This is a genomic window from Adhaeretor mobilis (genome assembly GCF_007741515.1).
GTDB classification, from domain to species: domain Bacteria; phylum Planctomycetota; class Planctomycetia; order Pirellulales; family Lacipirellulaceae; genus Adhaeretor; species Adhaeretor mobilis.
In genome coordinates this window covers 3,057,597-3,076,544 of sequence record NZ_CP036263.1, presented here as the reverse complement: position 1 = coordinate 3,076,544, position 18,948 = coordinate 3,057,597, and the positions used below count along the sequence as shown (strand labels likewise).

The 18,948-nt window shown below is 53.4% G+C and carries 14 protein-coding genes and 20 tRNA genes; 27 read left to right on the top strand and 7 right to left on the bottom strand.

Annotated features, from left to right (window positions below; all coding sequences use genetic code 11):
* Positions 1–33: 33 nt before the first annotated feature.
* A complete protein-coding gene (locus tag HG15A2_RS12180; RefSeq protein ID WP_218931910.1) occupies positions 34–1,464 on the bottom strand; it encodes a TolC family protein in 1,431 nt (476 codons plus the stop codon).
* 169 nt (positions 1,465–1,633) lie between these two features.
* Positions 1,634–3,982 (bottom strand): heavy metal translocating P-type ATPase, encoded by a 2,349-nt coding sequence (locus HG15A2_RS12175; protein WP_145060497.1) that lies wholly within the window; start codon positions 3,980–3,982, stop codon positions 1,634–1,636.
* Between the two features lie 1,431 nt (positions 3,983–5,413).
* Here HG15A2_RS12175 and HG15A2_RS12170 point away from each other — a divergent pair.
* Complete coding sequence (locus tag HG15A2_RS12170) at positions 5,414–5,686, top strand: hypothetical protein (protein ID WP_145060496.1); 273 nt, start codon at positions 5,414–5,416, stop codon at positions 5,684–5,686.
* Between the two features lie 90 nt (positions 5,687–5,776).
* Here the strand turns inward: HG15A2_RS12170 and HG15A2_RS12165 are convergent, their stop codons facing one another.
* The 3 genes from HG15A2_RS12165 to HG15A2_RS12155 form a co-directional block, all read right to left on the bottom strand.
* Positions 5,777–6,052 (bottom strand): DUF1580 domain-containing protein, encoded by a 276-nt coding sequence (locus HG15A2_RS12165; protein ID WP_145060495.1) that lies wholly within the window; start codon positions 6,050–6,052, stop codon positions 5,777–5,779.
* Between the two features lie 61 nt (positions 6,053–6,113).
* Positions 6,114–6,515, bottom strand: coding sequence for a hypothetical protein (locus tag HG15A2_RS12160; protein ID WP_145060494.1), 402 nt, complete (start codon positions 6,513–6,515; stop codon positions 6,114–6,116).
* A 2-nt stretch (positions 6,516–6,517) separates the two neighbouring features.
* The gene (locus tag HG15A2_RS12155; RefSeq protein WP_145060493.1) at positions 6,518–7,054 is read right to left on the bottom strand and encodes a hypothetical protein; all 537 of its coding nucleotides are present in this window, start codon (positions 7,052–7,054) and stop codon (positions 6,518–6,520) included.
* On the opposite strand from HG15A2_RS12155, the gene HG15A2_RS12150 reads away from it, so the two are divergent.
* Positions 7,031–7,276, top strand: a complete 246-nt coding sequence (locus HG15A2_RS12150; protein ID WP_145060492.1) for a hypothetical protein — start codon at positions 7,031–7,033, stop codon at positions 7,274–7,276. The two genes, HG15A2_RS12155 and HG15A2_RS12150, sit on opposite strands and share 24 nt — an antisense overlap.
* A gap of 758 nt (positions 7,277–8,034) precedes the next feature.
* Positions 8,035–8,205, top strand: a complete 171-nt coding sequence (locus HG15A2_RS24050; protein ID WP_218931909.1) for a hypothetical protein — start codon at positions 8,035–8,037, stop codon at positions 8,203–8,205.
* Between the two features lie 53 nt (positions 8,206–8,258).
* Here the strand turns inward: HG15A2_RS24050 and rtcR are convergent, their stop codons facing one another.
* A complete protein-coding gene (rtcR, locus tag HG15A2_RS12145; protein WP_218931908.1) occupies positions 8,259–9,842 on the bottom strand; it encodes an RNA repair transcriptional activator RtcR in 1,584 nt (527 codons plus the stop codon).
* A gap of 251 nt (positions 9,843–10,093) precedes the next feature.
* Here rtcR and HG15A2_RS12140 point away from each other — a divergent pair, with 251 nt between their 5' ends.
* The 24 genes from HG15A2_RS12140 (at position 10,094) to HG15A2_RS12060 (ending at position 18,333) form a co-directional block, all read left to right on the top strand.
* Positions 10,094–11,671 (top strand): TROVE domain-containing protein, encoded by a 1,578-nt coding sequence (locus HG15A2_RS12140; protein ID WP_145060490.1) that lies wholly within the window; start codon positions 10,094–10,096, stop codon positions 11,669–11,671.
* Between the two features lie 651 nt (positions 11,672–12,322).
* Positions 12,323–13,825: an RtcB family protein gene (locus HG15A2_RS12135; protein WP_145060489.1), complete on the top strand. Its 1,503-nt coding sequence runs from the start codon at positions 12,323–12,325 to the stop codon at positions 13,823–13,825.
* Positions 13,818–14,516, top strand: coding sequence for a hypothetical protein (locus HG15A2_RS12130; protein ID WP_145060488.1), 699 nt, complete (start codon positions 13,818–13,820; stop codon positions 14,514–14,516). Before HG15A2_RS12135 ends, HG15A2_RS12130 begins: the two co-directional genes overlap by 8 nt.
* Positions 14,517–14,535: 19 nt before the next feature.
* Positions 14,536–15,582: an RNA 3'-terminal phosphate cyclase gene (gene rtcA, locus HG15A2_RS12125; RefSeq protein ID WP_246117717.1), complete on the top strand. Its 1,047-nt coding sequence runs from the start codon at positions 14,536–14,538 to the stop codon at positions 15,580–15,582.
* 455 nt (positions 15,583–16,037) lie between these two features.
* Positions 16,038–16,127, top strand: a tRNA-Phe gene (locus HG15A2_RS24045).
* 85 nt (positions 16,128–16,212) lie between these two features.
* Positions 16,213–16,284, top strand: a tRNA-Glu gene (locus HG15A2_RS12120).
* Positions 16,285–16,291: 7 nt separating this feature from the next.
* A tRNA-Pro gene (locus tag HG15A2_RS12115) sits at positions 16,292–16,365 on the top strand.
* 174 nt (positions 16,366–16,539) lie between these two features.
* Positions 16,540–16,611, top strand: a tRNA-Lys gene (locus HG15A2_RS12110).
* 4 nt (positions 16,612–16,615) lie between these two features.
* Positions 16,616–16,688 (top strand) — tRNA-Ile (locus HG15A2_RS12105).
* A 17-nt stretch (positions 16,689–16,705) separates the two neighbouring features.
* Positions 16,706–16,794 (top strand) — tRNA-OTHER (locus tag HG15A2_RS24040).
* Positions 16,795–17,077: 283 nt separating this feature from the next.
* Positions 17,078–17,150, top strand: a tRNA-Thr gene (locus HG15A2_RS24035).
* Positions 17,151–17,202: 52 nt separating this feature from the next.
* Positions 17,203–17,273 (top strand) — tRNA-Gly (locus HG15A2_RS12100).
* A gap of 5 nt (positions 17,274–17,278) precedes the next feature.
* Positions 17,279–17,371 (top strand) — tRNA-OTHER (locus tag HG15A2_RS24030).
* Between the two features lie 8 nt (positions 17,372–17,379).
* Positions 17,380–17,454: transfer RNA gene (locus HG15A2_RS24025), tRNA-Asn, on the top strand.
* Between the two features lie 6 nt (positions 17,455–17,460).
* Positions 17,461–17,532, top strand: a tRNA-Gly gene (locus HG15A2_RS12095).
* Between the two features lie 22 nt (positions 17,533–17,554).
* Positions 17,555–17,629 (top strand) — tRNA-Gln (locus tag HG15A2_RS12090).
* A 16-nt stretch (positions 17,630–17,645) separates the two neighbouring features.
* Positions 17,646–17,716: transfer RNA gene (locus tag HG15A2_RS12085), tRNA-Gln, on the top strand.
* A gap of 5 nt (positions 17,717–17,721) precedes the next feature.
* A tRNA-Ser gene (locus tag HG15A2_RS24020) sits at positions 17,722–17,806 on the top strand.
* A 6-nt stretch (positions 17,807–17,812) separates the two neighbouring features.
* Positions 17,813–17,885: transfer RNA gene (locus HG15A2_RS12080), tRNA-Val, on the top strand.
* A gap of 16 nt (positions 17,886–17,901) precedes the next feature.
* Positions 17,902–17,975, top strand: a tRNA-Leu gene (locus HG15A2_RS12075).
* A 16-nt stretch (positions 17,976–17,991) separates the two neighbouring features.
* Positions 17,992–18,066 (top strand) — tRNA-Asp (locus tag HG15A2_RS12070).
* Between the two features lie 8 nt (positions 18,067–18,074).
* Positions 18,075–18,152: transfer RNA gene (locus HG15A2_RS12065), tRNA-Leu, on the top strand.
* A gap of 15 nt (positions 18,153–18,167) precedes the next feature.
* Positions 18,168–18,249: transfer RNA gene (locus HG15A2_RS24015), tRNA-Tyr, on the top strand.
* A gap of 13 nt (positions 18,250–18,262) precedes the next feature.
* Positions 18,263–18,333, top strand: a tRNA-Glu gene (locus HG15A2_RS12060).
* Between the two features lie 108 nt (positions 18,334–18,441).
* Here HG15A2_RS12060 and HG15A2_RS24010 read toward each other — a convergent pair.
* A complete protein-coding gene (locus tag HG15A2_RS24010; protein WP_218931907.1) occupies positions 18,442–18,939 on the bottom strand; it encodes a hypothetical protein in 498 nt (165 codons plus the stop codon).
* Positions 18,940–18,948: the final 9 nt, after the last annotated feature.

Here is an 18,948-nt window from a genome sequence, read left to right as displayed (position 1 = left end):
CTTACTGCTACTGCCTATTCGGTGTCGGCTGACTTACCGAGGCTTTGGTACGGCGTCGATATGTCCCGGAGGCCCAACGCCCTCTGCCGCCATTAAGCCATCGTAAAGCAAATAGCCGTGAATCAGCACTTCATGCTCACGAGCCATCAAGAGATTATCGACTTGCAACAATCGTGCGTCAAAATAATCGTGTTGAGCCATTAACACGTCAGGCCAATCAACTCGATTCTCCTTGTAGCTACCCAGCAGTTCTGCGTATGCAGCTTTCGACTCAGGGAGAATTACTCGTTCATACTCATACACATGCTGTAGTGCCGTGACGTACTGCTGATAGACAGTCGCTAAGCGATTGCGGAGCTGGAGTTCAACTCGCTGTATTTCTTGCCGTTGCCGAGCGTAGTCGGCCCGTGCTTGCCGCATCGTTCCTTGATTGCGATCATAGAAAGGAATTTCAAGCGAAATCCCCGCGACTGCTGTTGTTTCTTTGGCATCGAAGTTGTAGCCCGTTCCACCACTTACGACGACATCGGGGACCCATTCAACGCTCTCTCGTTGGATGGTTGCGTTGTCAACCGACAACTTCGCACGTGCTGCTGCAATCTCTGGGCTTTCGGCCAATAGACGACCGAGCGCTTCGTCGAATGACAGTGGATCGCATTGCGTCAAAAGCTCGCCCACGACCATGCCTTCGGTCAGCGGAATTCCAACAAGGGCGGTCAAGCTGCGGAACGCCTCGCGATGAGCGTTCTCTGCTTTCATCACCGCCAGTCGAGCCCTTTGCAAAGTGATGTTCGCGCGGCGGACTTCGGGGCGACGAGCTTGCCCCATATTGTACGATTCTTGTGCGGTGACAGCAGAATCCTCAGCCGTCTTGACCAACTCTCGTTGGATGGCGAGCGACTGGCTGGCAGCGAGTGTGCGATAGAAGTGAATCCGCACATCGTTGCAAACGCGGAATCGCTGCACCATCGCTTGATGCTCAGCAACATGGGCTCGCCGCATGTACTTTTGACGGCTCAAACGCAACTTTCCCGCAGTTACAAAACGTTGCTCAAGCACGCCGCCTTGAAACTCACCCGGTGAATCCTTATCTCCCTCGACGTCCAGAAAGATTTGCTCGCCCGAGTAGGAAAGAGTCGGATTGGGATAGAGTCCGGCCTGTAGTGCCTTACCCAATTCGGCTGAGATATGCAGCCGTGACTGGCGGAGTGTTGGGTTATTGTCCGATGCTAGCGATAGTAGTTCATCCAACCCGTATGTCGACGCTGCCTCATTCATCGCCGAGTCAATTGACGCTACCTCGTCGGGTGACGAAGGGATTGCGGGAGGCTTTGTGTAAGAATGACCGGTGGCGTTAAAAATCGTTACTTTTGGCGAGGTTAGCAGTTCCTGAGATTTAGCGCGTGTATCGGTGAGACCGACAATGCAAACCACAGCTATGATAGATGCCTGACGCCAACTCATGCTTTGGGCTGCCTTGCCGATGTAACCTGAGAGCAATTCCTAGTGCTTCCATCGTCCAATTACCCCTGGGGGGTACATCCTTGCATGCGGAAAATACCGATTATAGCTTGGCGAAGTCTACTTGGCGGCAGTCAGGTTGACTTTGCGGGCCACATACTCGGGCTAATGCTTAAAGCTTCACACTGCGTAGCCGGAGTGCATTTGCGATCACCGACACACTGCTCAAGCTCATCGCCGCAGCGGCGATCATGGGGCTCAGCAGCCAACCGAAGATCGGGTAGAGGACTCCCGCCGCAATAGGGATGCCGAGTGCGTTGTATCCAAAGGCAAAAACCAAATTCTGCCGGATGTTGCGCATCGTCGCCCGACTCAGAGCAGCCGCTTTGACGACGCCGCGCAGGTCGCCACCAACAAGCGTCACTCCTGCCGACTCGATGGCCACATCGCTACCGGTGCCCATTGCGATTCCTACGTCGGCAGCCGCTAGGGCGGGCGCATCATTGATGCCGTCACCCGCCATCGCCACGACGCGTCCCTCATCGTGCAGCTTACGAACATAGTCGTGCTTCTGCTCGGGGGAGACGCCCGCCTGTAACTCGTCAATACTGAGCTTGGTGGCAACGGCTTGGGCCGTCGCCTGGGCATCGCCGGTGAGCATGACCAGCTTTAAGCCGAGGTCATGAATTTGCTTGATGACGGCAGGCGTCGTTTCTTTAATCGGATCAGCGATTCCGATCATGCCCAGTAACGAATTCTCGTTTGCAACAAACACAACAGTCTGACCTTCGCTTTGCAGGGCTTCGGCTTTAGAAATCGACTGCTCGGCAACGGAGACACCTTGCTCCTCCAAGAAACCGGGCTTGCCAATGCATATACGTTGCCCCTCAACCTGAGCTTCAACTCCTCCGCCGGTGGTGCTGCCAAACTCTACGGCATTGAGAATCTCCAATTCTTTCTCCCCGGCAGCTTCGACAATCGCTCTGGCAAGCGGGTGTTCGCTCAAACGTTCAACAGCGGCGGCCAGCAAAAGGAGTTCATCGTTTGACAGCTCGCCTGTGGCAATCACTTCCGTGACGCGCGGGCGTCCCTCAGTTAGAGTCCCCGTCTTATCAACCACGATGGTGTCGACCCGTTCCATCGTCTCTAGCACCTGGGCGTCCTTGATCAAAACTCCTTCGCGAGCGCCACGACCGACACCCACCATGATGGACATCGGTGTCGCCAATCCCAAAGCGCACGGACAAGCAATGATCAGCACCGAGATCGCTGCTAGGAGGGCATGCGCTAAACGGGGCTGAGGTCCAACGACAGCCCAGACCGCAAATGCGATCAGTGCCGCCACCAGGACACAAGGGACGAACCACGCCGCTACCGTGTCCACTAACTTCTGAATCGGCGCTCGGCTGCGTTGGGCAGCGGCGACCATGTCCACAATACGGCTCAACACCGTATCCGAACCCACCTGCTGGGCCTCGATCAGTAGCGCTCCGGTTTGGTTGAGCGTACCGGCTATGATCTTGTCGCCCGCGGATTTCTGAACCGGAATCGGTTCGCCAGTGAGCATTGATTCATCGACGGAACTTGAGCCTTCTCGAACGACTCCATCGACGGGCGTTTTCTCACCAGGGCGAACTCGTAGACGGTCGCCTGCTTTCACCTGCTCAAGTGGTATTTCTTGCTCGCCATCTTCTGTGACTCGCAGGGCCGTCTCGGGGGCAAGCTCTAGCAGCTCGCGAATCGCGCCGCTCGTCCGTTTGCGTGCCCGTAATTCCAAGACTTGCCCGAGTAGAACCAGTGTGATGATTACCGCCGCAGCTTCAAAGTAGAGCGGAGGCCGACCCGCTTCGTAAAACGCTTGAGGGATGACTCCAGGAAACAGTACGGCTGCGAGGCTGAAAAAGAACGCCGTCAGCGTGCCAATCGCGATGAGCGTAAACATATTCGGGCTGCGGTGGACAATCGACTGCCAGCCGCGAGCCAGCAGCGGCCAACCGCTCCACAATACAACGGGCGTTGCCAGAAACAGTTGCAGCCAGCCCTCAATCTTAGGCGATAGCCACTCACGAATTGGTAAACCGACCATCGGTCCCATTGTTAGCACCAGCAGAGGTAGGCTCAGTACGACGCCTGCCCAGAACCGCTGCGTCATTGCTGACTCTGAGCCATCGTCTTCCTCTTCAAGAGAAATTGTCTTCGGTTCCAAGTCCATGCCGCACTTTGGGCAGCTTCCGGGACCGACCTGCTCAACTTCGGGGTGCATTGGACAAGTGAAGATTTGACCGCTCTCGGCGTCAGTTGGCAGCTTCATCTTACTTTTGCCATCATAGTCACTTTGGCAGCAGGCAGCATCGCCAGGGTCGGATGAAGTCTCTGCTGTTACGGAGACACCTTGTTGGGCTGCGAAGCGATCACGACAACTAGAGCTACAGAAGTAGTGCGACTTGCCTTCAATTTCTAGCACGAGAGCTGAGTTGGCATCGACCGTCATTCCGCAAATCGGGTCTATTGTCTTTGACATTAGTTGTCTCGCATGGAGTGACATTTACAGCCCCCATGATATACCTACTAGGGGTATGCGGCCATGGCGTACTTTCACTTACCATTTGGAAAATGGAAACACCGGCCTACTCAAATCCAATCAGCCTCTGCTCAAATTGAATACTCCTCGGGTAGTGACTTACTTAGTTGTTACCGGACCGGCTGTCACGAGAGTGAAAGCTGAAGGCTCAACGTTTGGCTACTGTGCAGATTTTGCCACCAATGGCAGGCGAATTAACCTAGTTGAAACGTATCGTTGGCAACCAAGCAGTAGCACTGATCGACGTTGAATACTGGAGTGGCAAACGAAGTTGCCATGCATGTCGACAAGACCAGCTTGCGCCAAGGAGAAAATGCCTGGATGGCCTGGTGCAACTCAATATCTGCGATAGGCAACTAGACCGCTGCGAGTTTCACAGACTGCGAACTGAGCGAGGTTGCATCAGCCGCCCGCTAGAAGCAAGTGACCAAAATGCGTGAGGTGATTCGCACCTCTGCGAGTTCGTACTTTCCGTTCGTGCTTCAGGATGCCCCCTCCTCGTGGAGGTCTCGAATAGTCACATTGAATGAAGCTAATTCTGCGAACTGACTTCGGTTGATTTCACCGCAGCCCAATGTGGAGTTACCCGATTACCCTTTTAGATGCCTGAGAGGCCTTAATCGACCAAGCATGGGGGTGTGTTCTCAGGTAGCCTATATCCCAGTTATTGCGCAATCGAATAGGACAGCCATTCTATCCTTTGGCTCTAGGAGATTGTCCAGTCTTAATCCAAGGGCACCATGCTACGCCCACTTCGCCGGTCTCTCAGTGGTGTGAGTTGTGTTCCATGACTGCTAGGCTTACCTGAGAGCCAGCAGTTTGGGGATCTGAGAGTTTGATGTTCCATGGTAAATTCGCCAGAAGATTTCGTCCCTATCCAGACAGCCCCTGTGGGGTAAGCATCAAGAGCTACACCTCCCTCTCTTGCCCGACGCCTCCTCTCACCTCACGTTCACGTTCTTCAGCCGGCGAGATCCACGCCACTTGGAACAACCGGGACACCACCACGCCTCTGTGGTCGCGCAGTCGCTCCCGCCTTGCCCCTGGCAGCACCGCGGCCAAGGACCGAGTCTTTGAGACGACCGCTCGATCACGCCCTTCTCAGAGAACGGCTTCCGTAGGTGCGACTTTGCTCCGTACGAAGAATCCGTTCGTGATTGAATTTCGTTCTACAGAACTTTCTGCTTTCCAAGTCAGATTGAGTAGCGCTATCCTGTCACCCGCAGCAGTCGAATCAAATGCCAAAAACAATTTCACAAGGCGCTGCGCTTGAAATTCTTTTGTGGTCCCTGCGGGCAAACATTGGACACGCCTGCTTGGCGGTTGACTGGTCGGCTGCGTAAGTCAACTAACTAGAAAAGGAGAAAGACCATGACAAACCAAACTAAAAACTCTAACGAACCTGTCGCCCGTATCAAGGACGGCCTCTTGCAGATCGCTATCTGGAAGAACGAGAGCGAGAAGGGTCGCCCCTTCTACACGACCTCGGCTGTGCAGCGGAGCTACAAGGACGATGCTGGAAACTACCACGAGACCACGTCTCTGAGTGGAACCCAGCTGATCCAAGCGGCAAGACTCTACGGCCTAGTCTACGACCGGGTCCGCGAGTTAGAAGAAGCTGACTACCAGGCGAGCAAGGCGTAAGCCCTGCTCCTCACCCCACAGGAGCCGCCCGGAAACGGGCGGCTCTTTCTTTGTGGGCGATATCCGTTCCGAGCAATCATCACTGGCATATTATTGATCGCCATACAGCGCGCGTTTGATCGCCGTGCGACGTTCGTCTCCGTCACGAGATGTCTTTGGTTCGAAGAAACGGTTCAGGGCAGAGACCGTGGTGAAACGCACATTACCCACCTTGACGCTCTCCAGTACGCGGCCACGTACGCCTTTAGTTGCCCAACGATACACGGTGGAATGGTGAACCTTTTTGCCGCGTCGCTTAGGCAACAGGGCGGGGACATCCGTCAAAGCGACGTGCTTATTGGGTTTTGGGTTGGGCAGGAAGCTCATCGGTAACGCTCCTTATCGTTGGGGGTGAGGGAACTGGCAACAGGTGGTATGCGTGGCTGAGTCAATAGTCGTGGCCGGTGAGCGTTTCGATGGTGACCTTGTCGATCGAAGGGCTCGTTTCGGGGCGGTCGAATGTGCGTGGGCCCAGTTCGGTGAACGATTTCAATTTGCCGGTGGCGATCAAGTCGGCCAGTTCGGACAGGTTGCGACCGACAATCGAGATCAACAGCTTCTCCATGCCTAGCAGTCCCAGTTGCAAGAAGCCCGCATCGCGGAGGCGAATCTCGCGTAAGTCGCAATAGGCATAACTGGTTGCCGCACCGTGGCAGAAGCAGACTTGAAACATGAGCGGCGCAGGCTCAGTCGGCGAGGTTCGTTTCCAGGGGGCCTGCGTGGTACTGGCGAGTGCGGCCGCCGTGTGCTGGCGGTTTTCGTTGGAGGGAAAAGGTAAGTTACTGGCCATCATCAACTCCTTCCGGGCTGGGGTTTGTGTTGTGGACGGGGAACGTGCGCGGTAGCACGGAACTGCTTCAAGGGCTTCGGTCCACGAGTTGCCCTGCGCTTCGCCCACCAGGCGTGGGCCCGTTCCATCACCGATTGACGAAGACGAGCGTGGCGAGTCTGTGGAGTGACAGTCGACTGGACGCGGCTCGGCGTTGTGGAAGGCTGCTGCTTCACGTTGGGCCGTGGCTGTTTCTCTTGAATCGGGTTGGCAACTCGTTGGGCCGGTTTTCGCACATGCGGTTGGTCTTTGACCATCTCGGTGGCCGAGAGCTGCTGCCCCGCGCCTTGGATCGCTCGGCGTACCGCCTGCTTGTCATCGACGTAAAGCGTGACGTCTTCCTTGCCGCGGGAGGCAGTCACATAGAGCTGCTTGGCGTTGATGGCGGGGAGTGACTGCGAACCCATCGCAGCGATCGCTTTTTTGGCATCTTTCCCTTGCGCGGCTTGGCTCGTGATCACGAAGCCGTGGTCGAGATGGCCGTAGTCCTTGGCGACCACCAAACCGCTCTTCAGCTTGAGGTTGCCCTTTTTATCAAAGCCGGCGACTTCGTCGATCCGCCCATTACTAATGCGACGTTTGTTATCGACTCCCGTGCCTCCGAGGCTAAAGCGGACCTTGTCACCGACGGCGATGCCGAGTTTCTCTTCTCGATAAACTTCAAAGCGATTAGGCGTTTCGACCGGGACCGGCTTCTTGGGTCCCCCTTTGATCGGCGCTAACCGACGCGTCCAAGCTCTTGATGAAACAGGGCTGCTTTTGCCCGTTCAAAGCTAAAAAGCTACAATCAGCCAAGGTGAACCATCCTGCCCTATCAAGCTACGGAAGATTAATGCGTCAGCGTTCACCTAGGAAACTGCTTGTTTGCTTTTTTATGTTTCGCTGCTCTTCGTTCGAGTTTATGAATTGCTCAAGCTCCAGCTAAGGAAGCACGTTGACTCCTTCTTTGGCGAGGTTGTAGACATGCCAAACACTAAACTGAAACATCCTGGACGCTTCATTCACTCCAATCAGCTCACAAGCAAGTCGGACCAATCCCTGACCTAATGATGAGATTAGGATTCTGTTCGTGGTGGCCCAGGCGGACGTTCAATGTTCTTAAACTGCTCGAGTTCCGTCCGAGTAAAAATGTAGCGACCTTCAACGCTCATTTCAATTCGCCCGTCTTAAGCCAATTTATGAACGCGGCGGACACTCAGTTTTAAGATTTTTGCGGCTTCCTTAGTTCCACCCAGTTCGCCTAGTACAAGCCTTTCGAGCTGCTCAGGCTTAAGCTCTATGGTTCGCAGCAAGTACAATATCAATGCCGATTTTGTTCGGCAAACTTACCAGCTGTTATGCCTCCGATCTGATAAAGCGCAGGCATTGTTTTTCATAAATCGCGGATTGAATAATCCTCGTCCGGTTGAGAGACTCGTTGAAGTCTGCGGGGGAAATCTGTTCGATGAAGAATAGTTGCTCTTCAAACTATTCCTGAGCGATGGCTTTGACTCGATGCGTCGCTCTCACCGACGTGCCAGGCATACTGCCAGAACGCAATGGCAAAAAGGTGCATCACGCGACCATGCTCAACCGCTTCTTGGAAACCACAACCATTCAAGCAGACCAGCTCCAGTCTGATGCGATCAAGCGATTCCTGTATGGCGAATGAAAGCCCAGGTTGAGAAGGTTAAAAGGCTTGAGTTACCGTTGCAAGGAAGAAGGCTACTGCAGTTGATCCCAGCTCAAACTAAATCGAGCCAAATACTTTCGCAACCGGTCAGCATCGTTTGGTTTTGCCTTTGAGAGCCGCGATATAGCAAACAGTTTTCGGCCTGCCTGAGAAAGCGTGCTCGATGCTTTGCACACTCGTATGACTTCTGACAAAGCAACTTGATCAAAACGGTCAAGCTCTTGGGCGTCGACGACGCCCTGCAGCTCTCGAAGGCTACTTGAATTACTATTATCATTACTTTTCCATTGCTGGCTCAAGCGTTCGATTTCTTCATCAACGAGTTCGACGCTGATTCGACCACCCGCCGCCAGCGTTGCCATGCGCGTAATGGCGGCGTTGAGATCCCGAAAATTCGCCTGCCAGGTTGCTTGTTCGGACTCAGCGAAACGAAGGAAACGCGTACGGGCCTCCTTGTTCAGGCGCACAACGCTTCCTGTCGTTGCGGAGAACTGGGTTAGCTCATAGTCAAGGTTGGGTGAGATGTCCTCACGGCGCTCAGCTAGACCAGGTAGTCGAAAAGTCCACAAGTTGATTCTCGACAGCAAGTCTTCTCGAAAACGCCCTTCCTGGACGTCTGACTGCAAGTCGCGATTGGTCCCAGCGATCAACTGAAAGTCGCTACCAGTTTCACTATCGCCGCCAACTGGTAGAAACCGCTTTTCTTCAATCGCTCGCAGGAGCATCGCCTGCTCATCTAGGCCCAGCTCGCCAATCTCGTCGAGGAAGAGCATGCCGCCTTCGGCCGCGCGGAGCAGCCCTTCGCGAGCACCAGTCGCTCCGGTGAAAGCACCTTTGACGTGGCCGAACAGCGCCGACGTTGCCTGGTCGCCCCGTAGCGTGGCGCAGTTCACTTCGACGAACTTTCCATCGAGTTGTCGACGCTGCTGTTTTAATTCATAGACACGGCGCGCCAGCTGGCTCTTGCCGGCGCCGGTGGGTCCAGTGATCAGCATCGGAGCTTGACTATGGATGGCTACTTTTTCGATGCGTTCGATCAGTTGGTTGAATGCGGTATTCTTCGTTTCGATACCAGATTTAAGAAAGGACAAACTTTCTTGTTGCTCTAAGGCGAAGCGAGCAGCAAGTTGGTCGTAACGTGACAGGTCGAGATCGATGACCTTGTAGGTGCCTTCCCCTGGCTGTTTGCGTTTGGGTGGCGACGCTTGGAGCAGCTGGCCTGGAAGATGCCTGGATTCGGCTAAGAGGAACATACAGATCTGCTGAACATGTGTGCCAGTGGTGATATTGGCCAGGTACTTTTCTTGTTCAGGGCGAAACGAGTAGTTACCCATAAACTCGTGCAGCTTTGAGTAGACTTCCTCCAGGTCCCAGGGATCGCGGAAATGGACTTCGTGCAATCGCACATCGGTTTCAGGAGAAATCGAGCGAATGTCTTCTGCGACAGTATTGGACAGATCCGCAATCTTGGGCTCATACAGGAGCTCGAAGCGGTCAATGAGCAGATCTTCGTGCTGACACAGCGCAACCGTAGGCCGCCATGATTGCCAGCGATCGGTCTTGGCGCTCCCTCGGTCGAGGCGAGTGCCCAATAGGCCAAAGACAACTTGTTTCATAGCAATTCCCGTCCGAGATCCAGTGCGTATATAGAATTATAACATCTTATCGGAACGGATCGTAATTTATGACTCAGCCAGTCATCGCAAAACACAAACCAGCCGCACTAGAAATGACTTAAACCACTTGCGGGAAAGGATTTACGTCCCTCTCTTGGTAGCTATTTTCTTAATTGGCACGCCTGCTGCAATAGTGCCTCCCATCGAAAACAGGCATGCTCAAAACTTGGCCTTCTTACGGAGACATAACCATGGCAAACAAAACACTCTTCAGCTCGATCCGCGGCCGACTGACGCCTTCGGCCGATAGCTTCAACGAGGCTGGCGGACTGGCCTACGCTCGTACCAGCAAGCAAGCGTTGGCTCAGCTCGCGGCGACCGGCTGCTTGGGCTCAACTTTTTACATCACTGCTGACCAGCAACTCGACACAGTGCTTGAGCACTGCGAGAAAGTTGAACCAGAGTTCATCGCCCGCTTGGCACTTTATGCCCGCGGTAAAGGGCACATGAAGGACATGCCAGCACTGTTGTGTGCTGTACTGTCAGTCAAGTCGCCTGGCTTGTTGGCCGAAGTATTCGACCGTGTGATTGATTCACCGAAGATGCTCCGCAACTTTGTGCAGATCATGCGCTCGGGAGTAGTTGGTCGCAAAAGCCTCGGCTCCTTGCCAAAGCGATTGATCCTGCAGTGGCTTGAGTCACGTAGTGACACGCAGTTGTTTATAGGCTCTGTGGGCAATGATCCATCCTTGGCAGATGTGCTGCGAATGGTTCACCCTAAGCCAACGACAAAGTCACGTGAGGCACTCTACGGTTACTTGATCGGTCGCGAGCACAACAACGATGCATTGCCAGAGTTGATGCAGCAATACGAAAAGTTCAAACGCAACACTAACCCAGGGAAAGTCGCAGTACCCGATGTACCGTTCCAGATGTTGACCTCACTGCCACTGACTGAGAAGGACTGGCGACAGATCGCACGGACTGCCTCATGGCAAATGACGCGAATGAACCTGAATACGTTTCTGCGTCATGGGGTGTTCGAGAGTAGCGAGGTTGCGAATCTGGTTGCGAACCGCTTGCGTAACCCGCGATTGGTCGAAAAGGCGCGAGTCTTTCCGTACCAATTGCTGGTCGCCTATACCAATGCCAATCAAGCCGTACCGCACGAAGTGCGAGACGCCTTGCAGGACGCAATGGAGCTGGCGATCAAGAACGTGCCACGTGTGGATTGCAAGGTTTACGTATGCCCGGATGTATCAGGATCGATGCATTCGGCAGTGACAGGCTTTCGTCAAGGTTCGACGTCTGCTGTACGTTGCTTGGATGTTGCTGCACTGGTTGCCGCGACGATATTGCGGAAGAATCCATCAGCTGAAGTCATTCCGTTTAAGGAGCAAGTGGTGAACATTCGCCTAAATGCTCGTGACACGGTTTTGACGAATGCCGAACGGATCTCCCGCGTTTCGCCAGGTGGCACGAATTGTAGTGCTCCACTGGCAGAGCTGAACCGACGCCGTGCTAAAGGAGACTTGGTGATTTTCGTCTCGGATAACGAGTCGTGGGTAGATTCACCAAACTACGGTTGGTGCGGTGGTGGCCGAACCGAGACCATGAACCAGTGGTCTAAGTTCAAGGCTCGTAACCCACACGCCCGAATGGTTTGTATTGACATCCAGCCACACACAACGACCCAAGCGAAGGAACGCGAGGACATTGTTAACGTGGGAGGATTCAGTGATCAAGTGTTCAAGCTGCTTGCCGACGTGGCAGCAGGTAAGCACTCGGTCGACCACTGGGTCCGCGAGATTGAGAGCGAACGTTTATAAAGTCGGATACTTGGGGAAGGTGGGATTTCTGTGTCGGCCCGCCTTCCCCTGACGGAGAGTACACAGAGAAACTTTGGCCGAATGCTGTCGGGACTACATTTACCCAATGTCACGTGTCTCAGCCTTGTCGGCCGTTTGAATCACGAAGTAGGAAATATCAACGAATGCTGGCGTGACTACATTGGTTTAGGAGGTTCGATCCCTCCCTGGTTTTCTTGAAATACAGATTGCCGGACGTCTCGCTTCCCCTTGTCGTTGATTTTGATAATAGAAGGAAAAACGTGACGAATGCGGATGGAACTACATGGTTTAGATCCCGAGGTCGTGGGTTCGAATCCCACCGGCTCCACTTGTTATCAGGCGGCTTGACTTGGCGTGGCCAAGATCTTGCTCGCGAGGATAATGACCTGATAGAAAGGGGCCGTAGCTCAGTTTGGTAGAGCGCGTAGAACGTTTCATCAATACTTGTCGTCACGTTTTTTAAGGAAATGACATTTGCGGCGAATGCCGAAGGAACTACATCGATCTGACGGTCGCGGGTTCGAATCCCGTCAGCCAACTGCAAAGTTGGCTGTAGCTCAGCGGTAGAGCATCAGCAATGTTTCTTCAAACCCTTGTCGCCGTGCTTTTAGGGACAGTAGGTAGGTACAAATGACAATGACACAGGCAACTGAACAAAAACACGAAATCATCGCCAATGGCGAAGCGACTGCGATTATGCCAACAGGCGGAAAGCAGAAGCCAATTACCGTCATCGGTACCGAAGCAATACGTAACACCTTCGATGACCTGTGCTTGCAGCAAGCAATTAACTCGCGACAAGCACCGGGTGTGACGGACTTGGTTCTCAACCCAGACGCGCATTGCGGTTACGGAGCGCCAGTAGGTTGCGTGATGGTGTCACCATCTCATGTTTACCCAGGCCCAGTAGGCGTTGACATCAAGTGTTCAATGAGCCTGTTGCAGACCAGCCTGCCAGCCGACGCGGTAGATGACAAGAAGGTGCGTCGCGCATTGATTAAAGCGATTTGCGATCGAACTCCAACGGGTGCAGGTCGCGGTCAGCGAAATGTGCCTAAATCTCGACACGTTGACGAAGCTCTGGGCAAGCGAGTGCTTGTTGAAGGCGCTTCGAGAGGCGTTTGCGAGGAATTGGGGATTCCTGCTGAATGGGCCAACCACTGTGAAGACGCCAGCCACGTAGGCCACAATGACTCGACCGGTTCGCTCGCGCTCCGCCTAGAGAAGCTGCTGCCAAACATGTATAAGTTTGCCGACAAAATGTCGCAGCTTGGCTCCTACGGAGGCGGCAACCATTTTGGAGAATGCGAAGTCGTTCAGGTGGGTGAGGACAAACGCTCTCGTGAAGCGGCTGAAGTATTTGGCTTAGTAGACGGTGGTGTGGCATTCTTGTCGCACTGCGGTTCACGCGGCATTGGCCATCAATTGGCCACAGGACAGTTCAAGGCTCTGCAAAACAAGTTTGAGCAGTGGGATATTCCGTTGCCAGGCCAAGACAAACAGTTGGTTTACGCACCGCTTGGCACGGCTGAAGCAAATGCGTACCTCGACGACATGGCGCTCGGTGCAAACTTTGCCACAGTCAACCATATGTTGATCAACGCTCTGGTGCTCGAAGCGTTTCAGGAAGTGATTCCTGGCACGACCGGTCAGTTGGTGTATTTTATTAGCCACAACATTGCGAGAAAGGAAATTGTCGATAACCGCCCAGCGTGGGTGCATCGCAAAGGGGCGACTCGTGCGTTCCCAGGCGGACATCACGCTTTGAAGGGAACGCCGTTTGCCAAAACTGGTCATCCAATCCTGCTGCCAGGCAATCCACAGGCTGGTTCCGCAGTGATGGTTGCCGATGAAGGTGCCGCGTTAAGCTGCTACAGCGTCAACCACGGTGCAGGTCGGCAACTGGGTCGTAAAGCGGCCAAACGAGCGCTGGATCAAGCTGAAGTCGATCGTTCGTTTGACGAGACTGACATTTTGACGAACTGCCGCAGCTACCCAATCGATGAAGCACCAGCTGCTTACAAAGATTTTGATGAGGTACTGCACTCAGTGAAGTCGGCTGGGCTAGCTAGCGAAGTTGCAAGGTTGAAAGCACGGTTTGTGATTAAAGATGGAGATAAAGCAGATGACTGAACAACCACGCAATCAGCTACCCAGTAGCGAACGGGTCGAAGAGTTCGAGATTACTGGTGGTAACGGTATCCTCGAACTGCAGGGCGACGATTTTGATACTGCTCTGTTATTTAATGAGAAGCCCGTTTCTATGAATTGGTGTGATTGCCATGGAAGCGTCGGCCAGTACATGCTTAATTGCGATAACCAAATCGAGGCTGCAGAAAGGCTTGCCGCGATTCGTACGATCCTCTCCGGGTTTATGAGCGAGGACGTGTCATTAGCCGAGCAGCTTGATCCTTTAATAAAACTATTCCGAGATGGACCGTATCGTTGCCGATTTTTCACACCAGAAGAATGGTCGCTTATGCCAGCTGGTGGCCAAGTTCAGGAAGCCTACCCTTATCCGGATAACTTTCTGCTAGAAACACGTTTCTTGACTTCGCTGAATGCTCAAACGATCGAAAAACACAAGAGATCGATTCAAGGAGGTCGTCGACCAATCGCCATAGTGGCGACTACTGGAGACGCTTACCTACAACATGTTGTCGATGGACACCACAAGCTTCACGCCTATAAGGCTCTAGAAGTTTTGCCTAGTCTTATAGAAATTACAGCTCTAGAGCCGATGCCAATAGCCAAGAGAACTGCATCCAAATGGATCGGGCGATTTACACTTGCAAGAAAACATTATCGCAAATACAAAACCTGAGTTTGAGGACAAGGAATTCGTGCCTACCAATGCAATATTGATCAATGGATCTCAAGGCGAGGGCGGAGGACAGATCCTCCGCTCATCGCTGGCGCTCGCGCTAGTGACAGGTCAATCGGTGCAGATCGAGGGGATTCGAGCTGGGCGGGACAAGCCAGGTTTGATGCGTCAGCATCTGACGGCTGTGCGTGCTGCAGTGGAAATCGGTCAGGCAGAAGTGGACGGCGATGAAATCGGCTCACAATCGATCCGGTTTCAACCCCAGGCCATCAAGCCAGGAGACTACAAGTTTTCAGTGGGAACTGCCGGCAGTGCCACGTTGGTGCTGCAGACGGTGTTGCCAGCACTAATGATTGCGGAGCAGCCTTCAGAGCTAATACTCGAGGGTGGCACACACAATCCGTGGTCACCACCTTACGATTTTTTGGAGCATGCTTATTTTCCACTACTGAGGAAGATGGGAGCAAACGTTACGGCCGGTTTAGAGCAATATGGATTTTATCCCGCAGGTGGTGGGCGATTCAGTGTGGCTATTACACCCGCTGCTGAACTCCGGGGGCTCCAATTAGAAAAACGGGGCGAAATTTTGCAACGATCTGCAACAGCTCTTGTGGCTAATCTTTCTCGCAGAATTGCCCAACGTGAGATCGATACGGCAGCAGACAAACTAAATTGGGCGCCCAACTGTTTACATGTCCAGGAAGTCAATAACTCAGCTGGACCGGGCAACATTGTCATGATTGAACTGCACTCGGAAAACGTTCGAGAAGTCTTCACGGGCTTTGGACGACCTGGTGTAAAAGCTGAGCATGTTGCGAATAATGCGGTGAAGCAAGTTCGCGACTACTTGGCTACAGATGCTCCAGTTGGCCCTTACTTGGCGGACCAGCTACTGCTGCCGTTAGGGATTGCTGCCTGGAAAGACAAGCAGAGAAGTCAATTTCGCACACTACCGCTATCCCGGCACTCAATAACTCACATTCGTATCTTGCAGCAGTTGCTGGGTATCCCGATCAGCGTAGAGAAAGAAGGAGGAGTTTGTACCGTAATCATTGGAAGCAACTGAGCACACTTGCCCAAACGGCAAGTGAGCGCAAGGCAGTAGTGAAATGTAGTAGCTCTCGTGAATGCTTTCACAAAGTTGATTTGAAGAATTTGAGAATTTTGCACGAACCAAATGCCGATTTGACACTCTTATAGAGAGACCAACGAAACATTGCTCCATTGATGGGCCAATGACCTAAGAGTTGGGTTTAGATAGAGGTAACCAAAATGATTCATTTAAGACCAAGTTTCATAGCCCGATCTCTGGCGGCATGTTTGCCGGCTGATAAATCATTTGCCCAACCGGTGAATGAACAGCCCATATATGCGCTCGCCAGCGGCCCTTTTGAATCAATGGGGCGGCGATTATGACACTTGGCCTACTCTTTGATGAGCCACAAGGCCCGGTGTCATAGCGACGCCGGGCTTTTTTTGTTGGCTCCTCTCGATCAAAGAGGCGGTCCCCAAAACAAATTTGGGCTGGTAGCTGAGATGCCCCGTCTCCCTGCAAAAGCTGGGCGGCGGTTTGAAGAACCGCATACGAGAATTCGAGCGCCTCCCAGCCCACTTTGCGCTACCGGTACGCAGATAGAGATTTGATTACTAACGCCTTGCGCTCACATGCTTTCGTGGCATGTGTGCTAAGTTGTTTGCCCCGTTGGTCTATTGGTAAGGATTGCAGGCTTTCAATCTGCAGATGAGGGTTCGATTCCCTCACGGGGTAATAAAAACAGAACGTAGCGAAGTTTGGCATCGCGCTTGGTTTGGGACCAAGAGATCGTCGGTTCGAGTCCGACCGTTCTGACTTACACGGTAGTCGAGGGCTTATTGCCCCCAGCATCAATTGTTATAGGCGGCTGATAACCGAGTTGCGCTGAGTTCAATTCCCAGGGCTACCACTTTCAACGTTCTACGAATCGAAAGGAGAAACACGATGTCAACTGTCCTGCGATGTAAACAGATATGCCCAACCAACTATCGGGTTGTGGTGTAACGGAAGCATCCCTGACTTTTAATCAGGTGGGTGTGGGTTCGAATCCCTCCGGCCCGACTACTGGCGTGTAGCTCAGTGGTGAGAGCGGCGACCTTATAAGTCGCGGGCCGAAGGTTCAATTCCTTCCACGCCAATTGATGAATGAAAACTTGGGACTGAGGTGTTAGCGGCAGCCCATTTACCCAGGAGTCGGGGCGGCTCTTAACCGGCGGGGTGAGGGTTCGAGTCCCTCTGGTCCCACTGATTACTATTTTGGCTACTTAGCTTGATAACCAAGCCATGATGCCACAAACGAAAGTTCCTAAGAGGCATATCCCCGTGATTAGAGATCCCCACATGGCAATACCTTGAGTTCCTGTAACTGGGTGATCTCGCTCTCGAATACGGCGAACGTGGGAGCGAAGGAATTCGGTACCTGCGATGGCAATAAAGCTGAGGGTGAGAAATGCAATTAGACCAATTTTCCACATAACTCGAAGTATACGTGAATTGAGCATACTCAGCAAAACATGTTGATAGTAAAGCACTGGTCGTCTAGCGGCCAAGACTCCGCTCTCGTACAGCGGCGACGTCGCGAGAGAGTCCGACCCGGTGCTCATGGAACGTCGATGCGTTCCCGATCTTTGACAATTTGGTTAGCAATAGCTTGCGCCCATGATGTAGTGGCAGCCTTCCTGCTTGCCATGCAGGATGTGTCGGTTCGATTCCGGCTGGGCGCATTTTTCAGGACGTGGGATAGCTTGGTCCCAATTTCACAAGGAAACGCTGGGCCTGCTTTGGAAGCAGGGGATCGCTGGTTCGAATCCAGCCGTCCTGACTAGTTGATGCGGTGGGTCCTGTGCTGGTACGGGAGGGCGACTGTTAATCGCTTAGACGCAGGTTCGATCCCTGCCTCCGCAGCTATGCGTGCCCTTGGCCGAGCGGTAAAGGTTCCAGCCTTCCAAGCTGGCGAGGTGGGTTCGACTCCCACAGGGCACTCTTTCGAAGTGAACGAATTCATTCCGGGGTCGTCGCTGCTGGTAGTGATGCCTGCCTTTGAAGCAGGAGTCCGTAGGTTCGATTCCTACCCCCGGAACTAGCAACACAAATTATGCGGGGTCGTTCAACGGTAGGACGGGGCGCTCTGAACGCTCTGATGTTGGTTCGAGTCCAACTCCCGCAGCTAACGGAAGTCATCCGGCCGGATGAGGAGACTGTCTTGAAAACAGTTGGTCGCCCCGGCGACTTGGGGGTTCGAGTCCCTCGACTTCCGCTACATGGTCCTGTGGTCTAGCGGCTAAGGCATCTTCCTTACAAGAAGGCAATCGGTGGTTCGAGTCCACCCAGGACTACTTCATAAATAAGAATGGCCCGGTAGGCAATTGGCAGACCACCTTGGCTTAGAACCAGGGATGCTGTGGGTTCGAGTCCCACCTGGGCTACTGCAACAAAAACTCTGTCCTCGTGGAGCAGCTTGGAGTGCTCGCCTGCCTGTCACGCAGGAGGTCGTGGGTTCAAATCCCATCGGGGACGCTTACTAAGGCGCGGTACGCAAACTGGCAAAGCGACGAAGCTCAAACCTTCGTGACTGTTTGTGGGTTCGACTCCCACCCGTGCTACTTGATGAAAGACATGCGTCGGCTGGGCATTGGCGAGCCCAAGTGGCTGTAACCCACCCGCTTTCGAGCTTTGCAGGTTCAACTCCTGCCCGGCGCACTGAAAGCAACATGGCCCGTTGGTCTAGCGGCAGGATGCGAGACCCTCAATCTCGCGGCACGGGTTCGAATCCCGTACGGGCTACTAAGAAAACTAGCGCGGGTGAGCCAGTGCTCAACCGGGCCTCATAAGCCTGGATCGTCGGGTGCGACCCCCGATGCCGCAACTTTATATGAATGAGTTAGATTGCGATCAATCTGACTGTCGAACGTATTTGCCAAAGTAAAGATGTTCTTCGTGCCAATACTGAATTGCCCACTTTAATTCACTTGGAAACACCGTAGTGTCATCCGACATCGGGTAGCAAAAGTCGTCCCAGTATTTCACGAACAGCCACAACTTCGTTGCGACAGCAAGTTCCTCGCTCCACGTTACAACAATGTCCAGTGAAGGATCAAATGATCGTGTGACTCTTTCGAGCCACTTTCGCCCGTCGCTGGGCTCGCCAGAAGTGTCGCAATCAACACATTCTCGAAAGAGAGACGACGACAAACGAAAGGAAGAGTCGAGGGTAAACGATCTCGCAACAGAGTAGACCTTTTGCGCCGCAGTTGGACATAGAGGAGTGATTTCGGATAGTTCTTCGTCCGCAAGGAGTATGTATTGCGGGTCTCTCCACCGCCAGCACAATTCGAAGTCTTCAAGCGGGATAAGATCCGCCTGGGTCAATGCGATTTTGTTTTCGTTCATTAAGGGAGA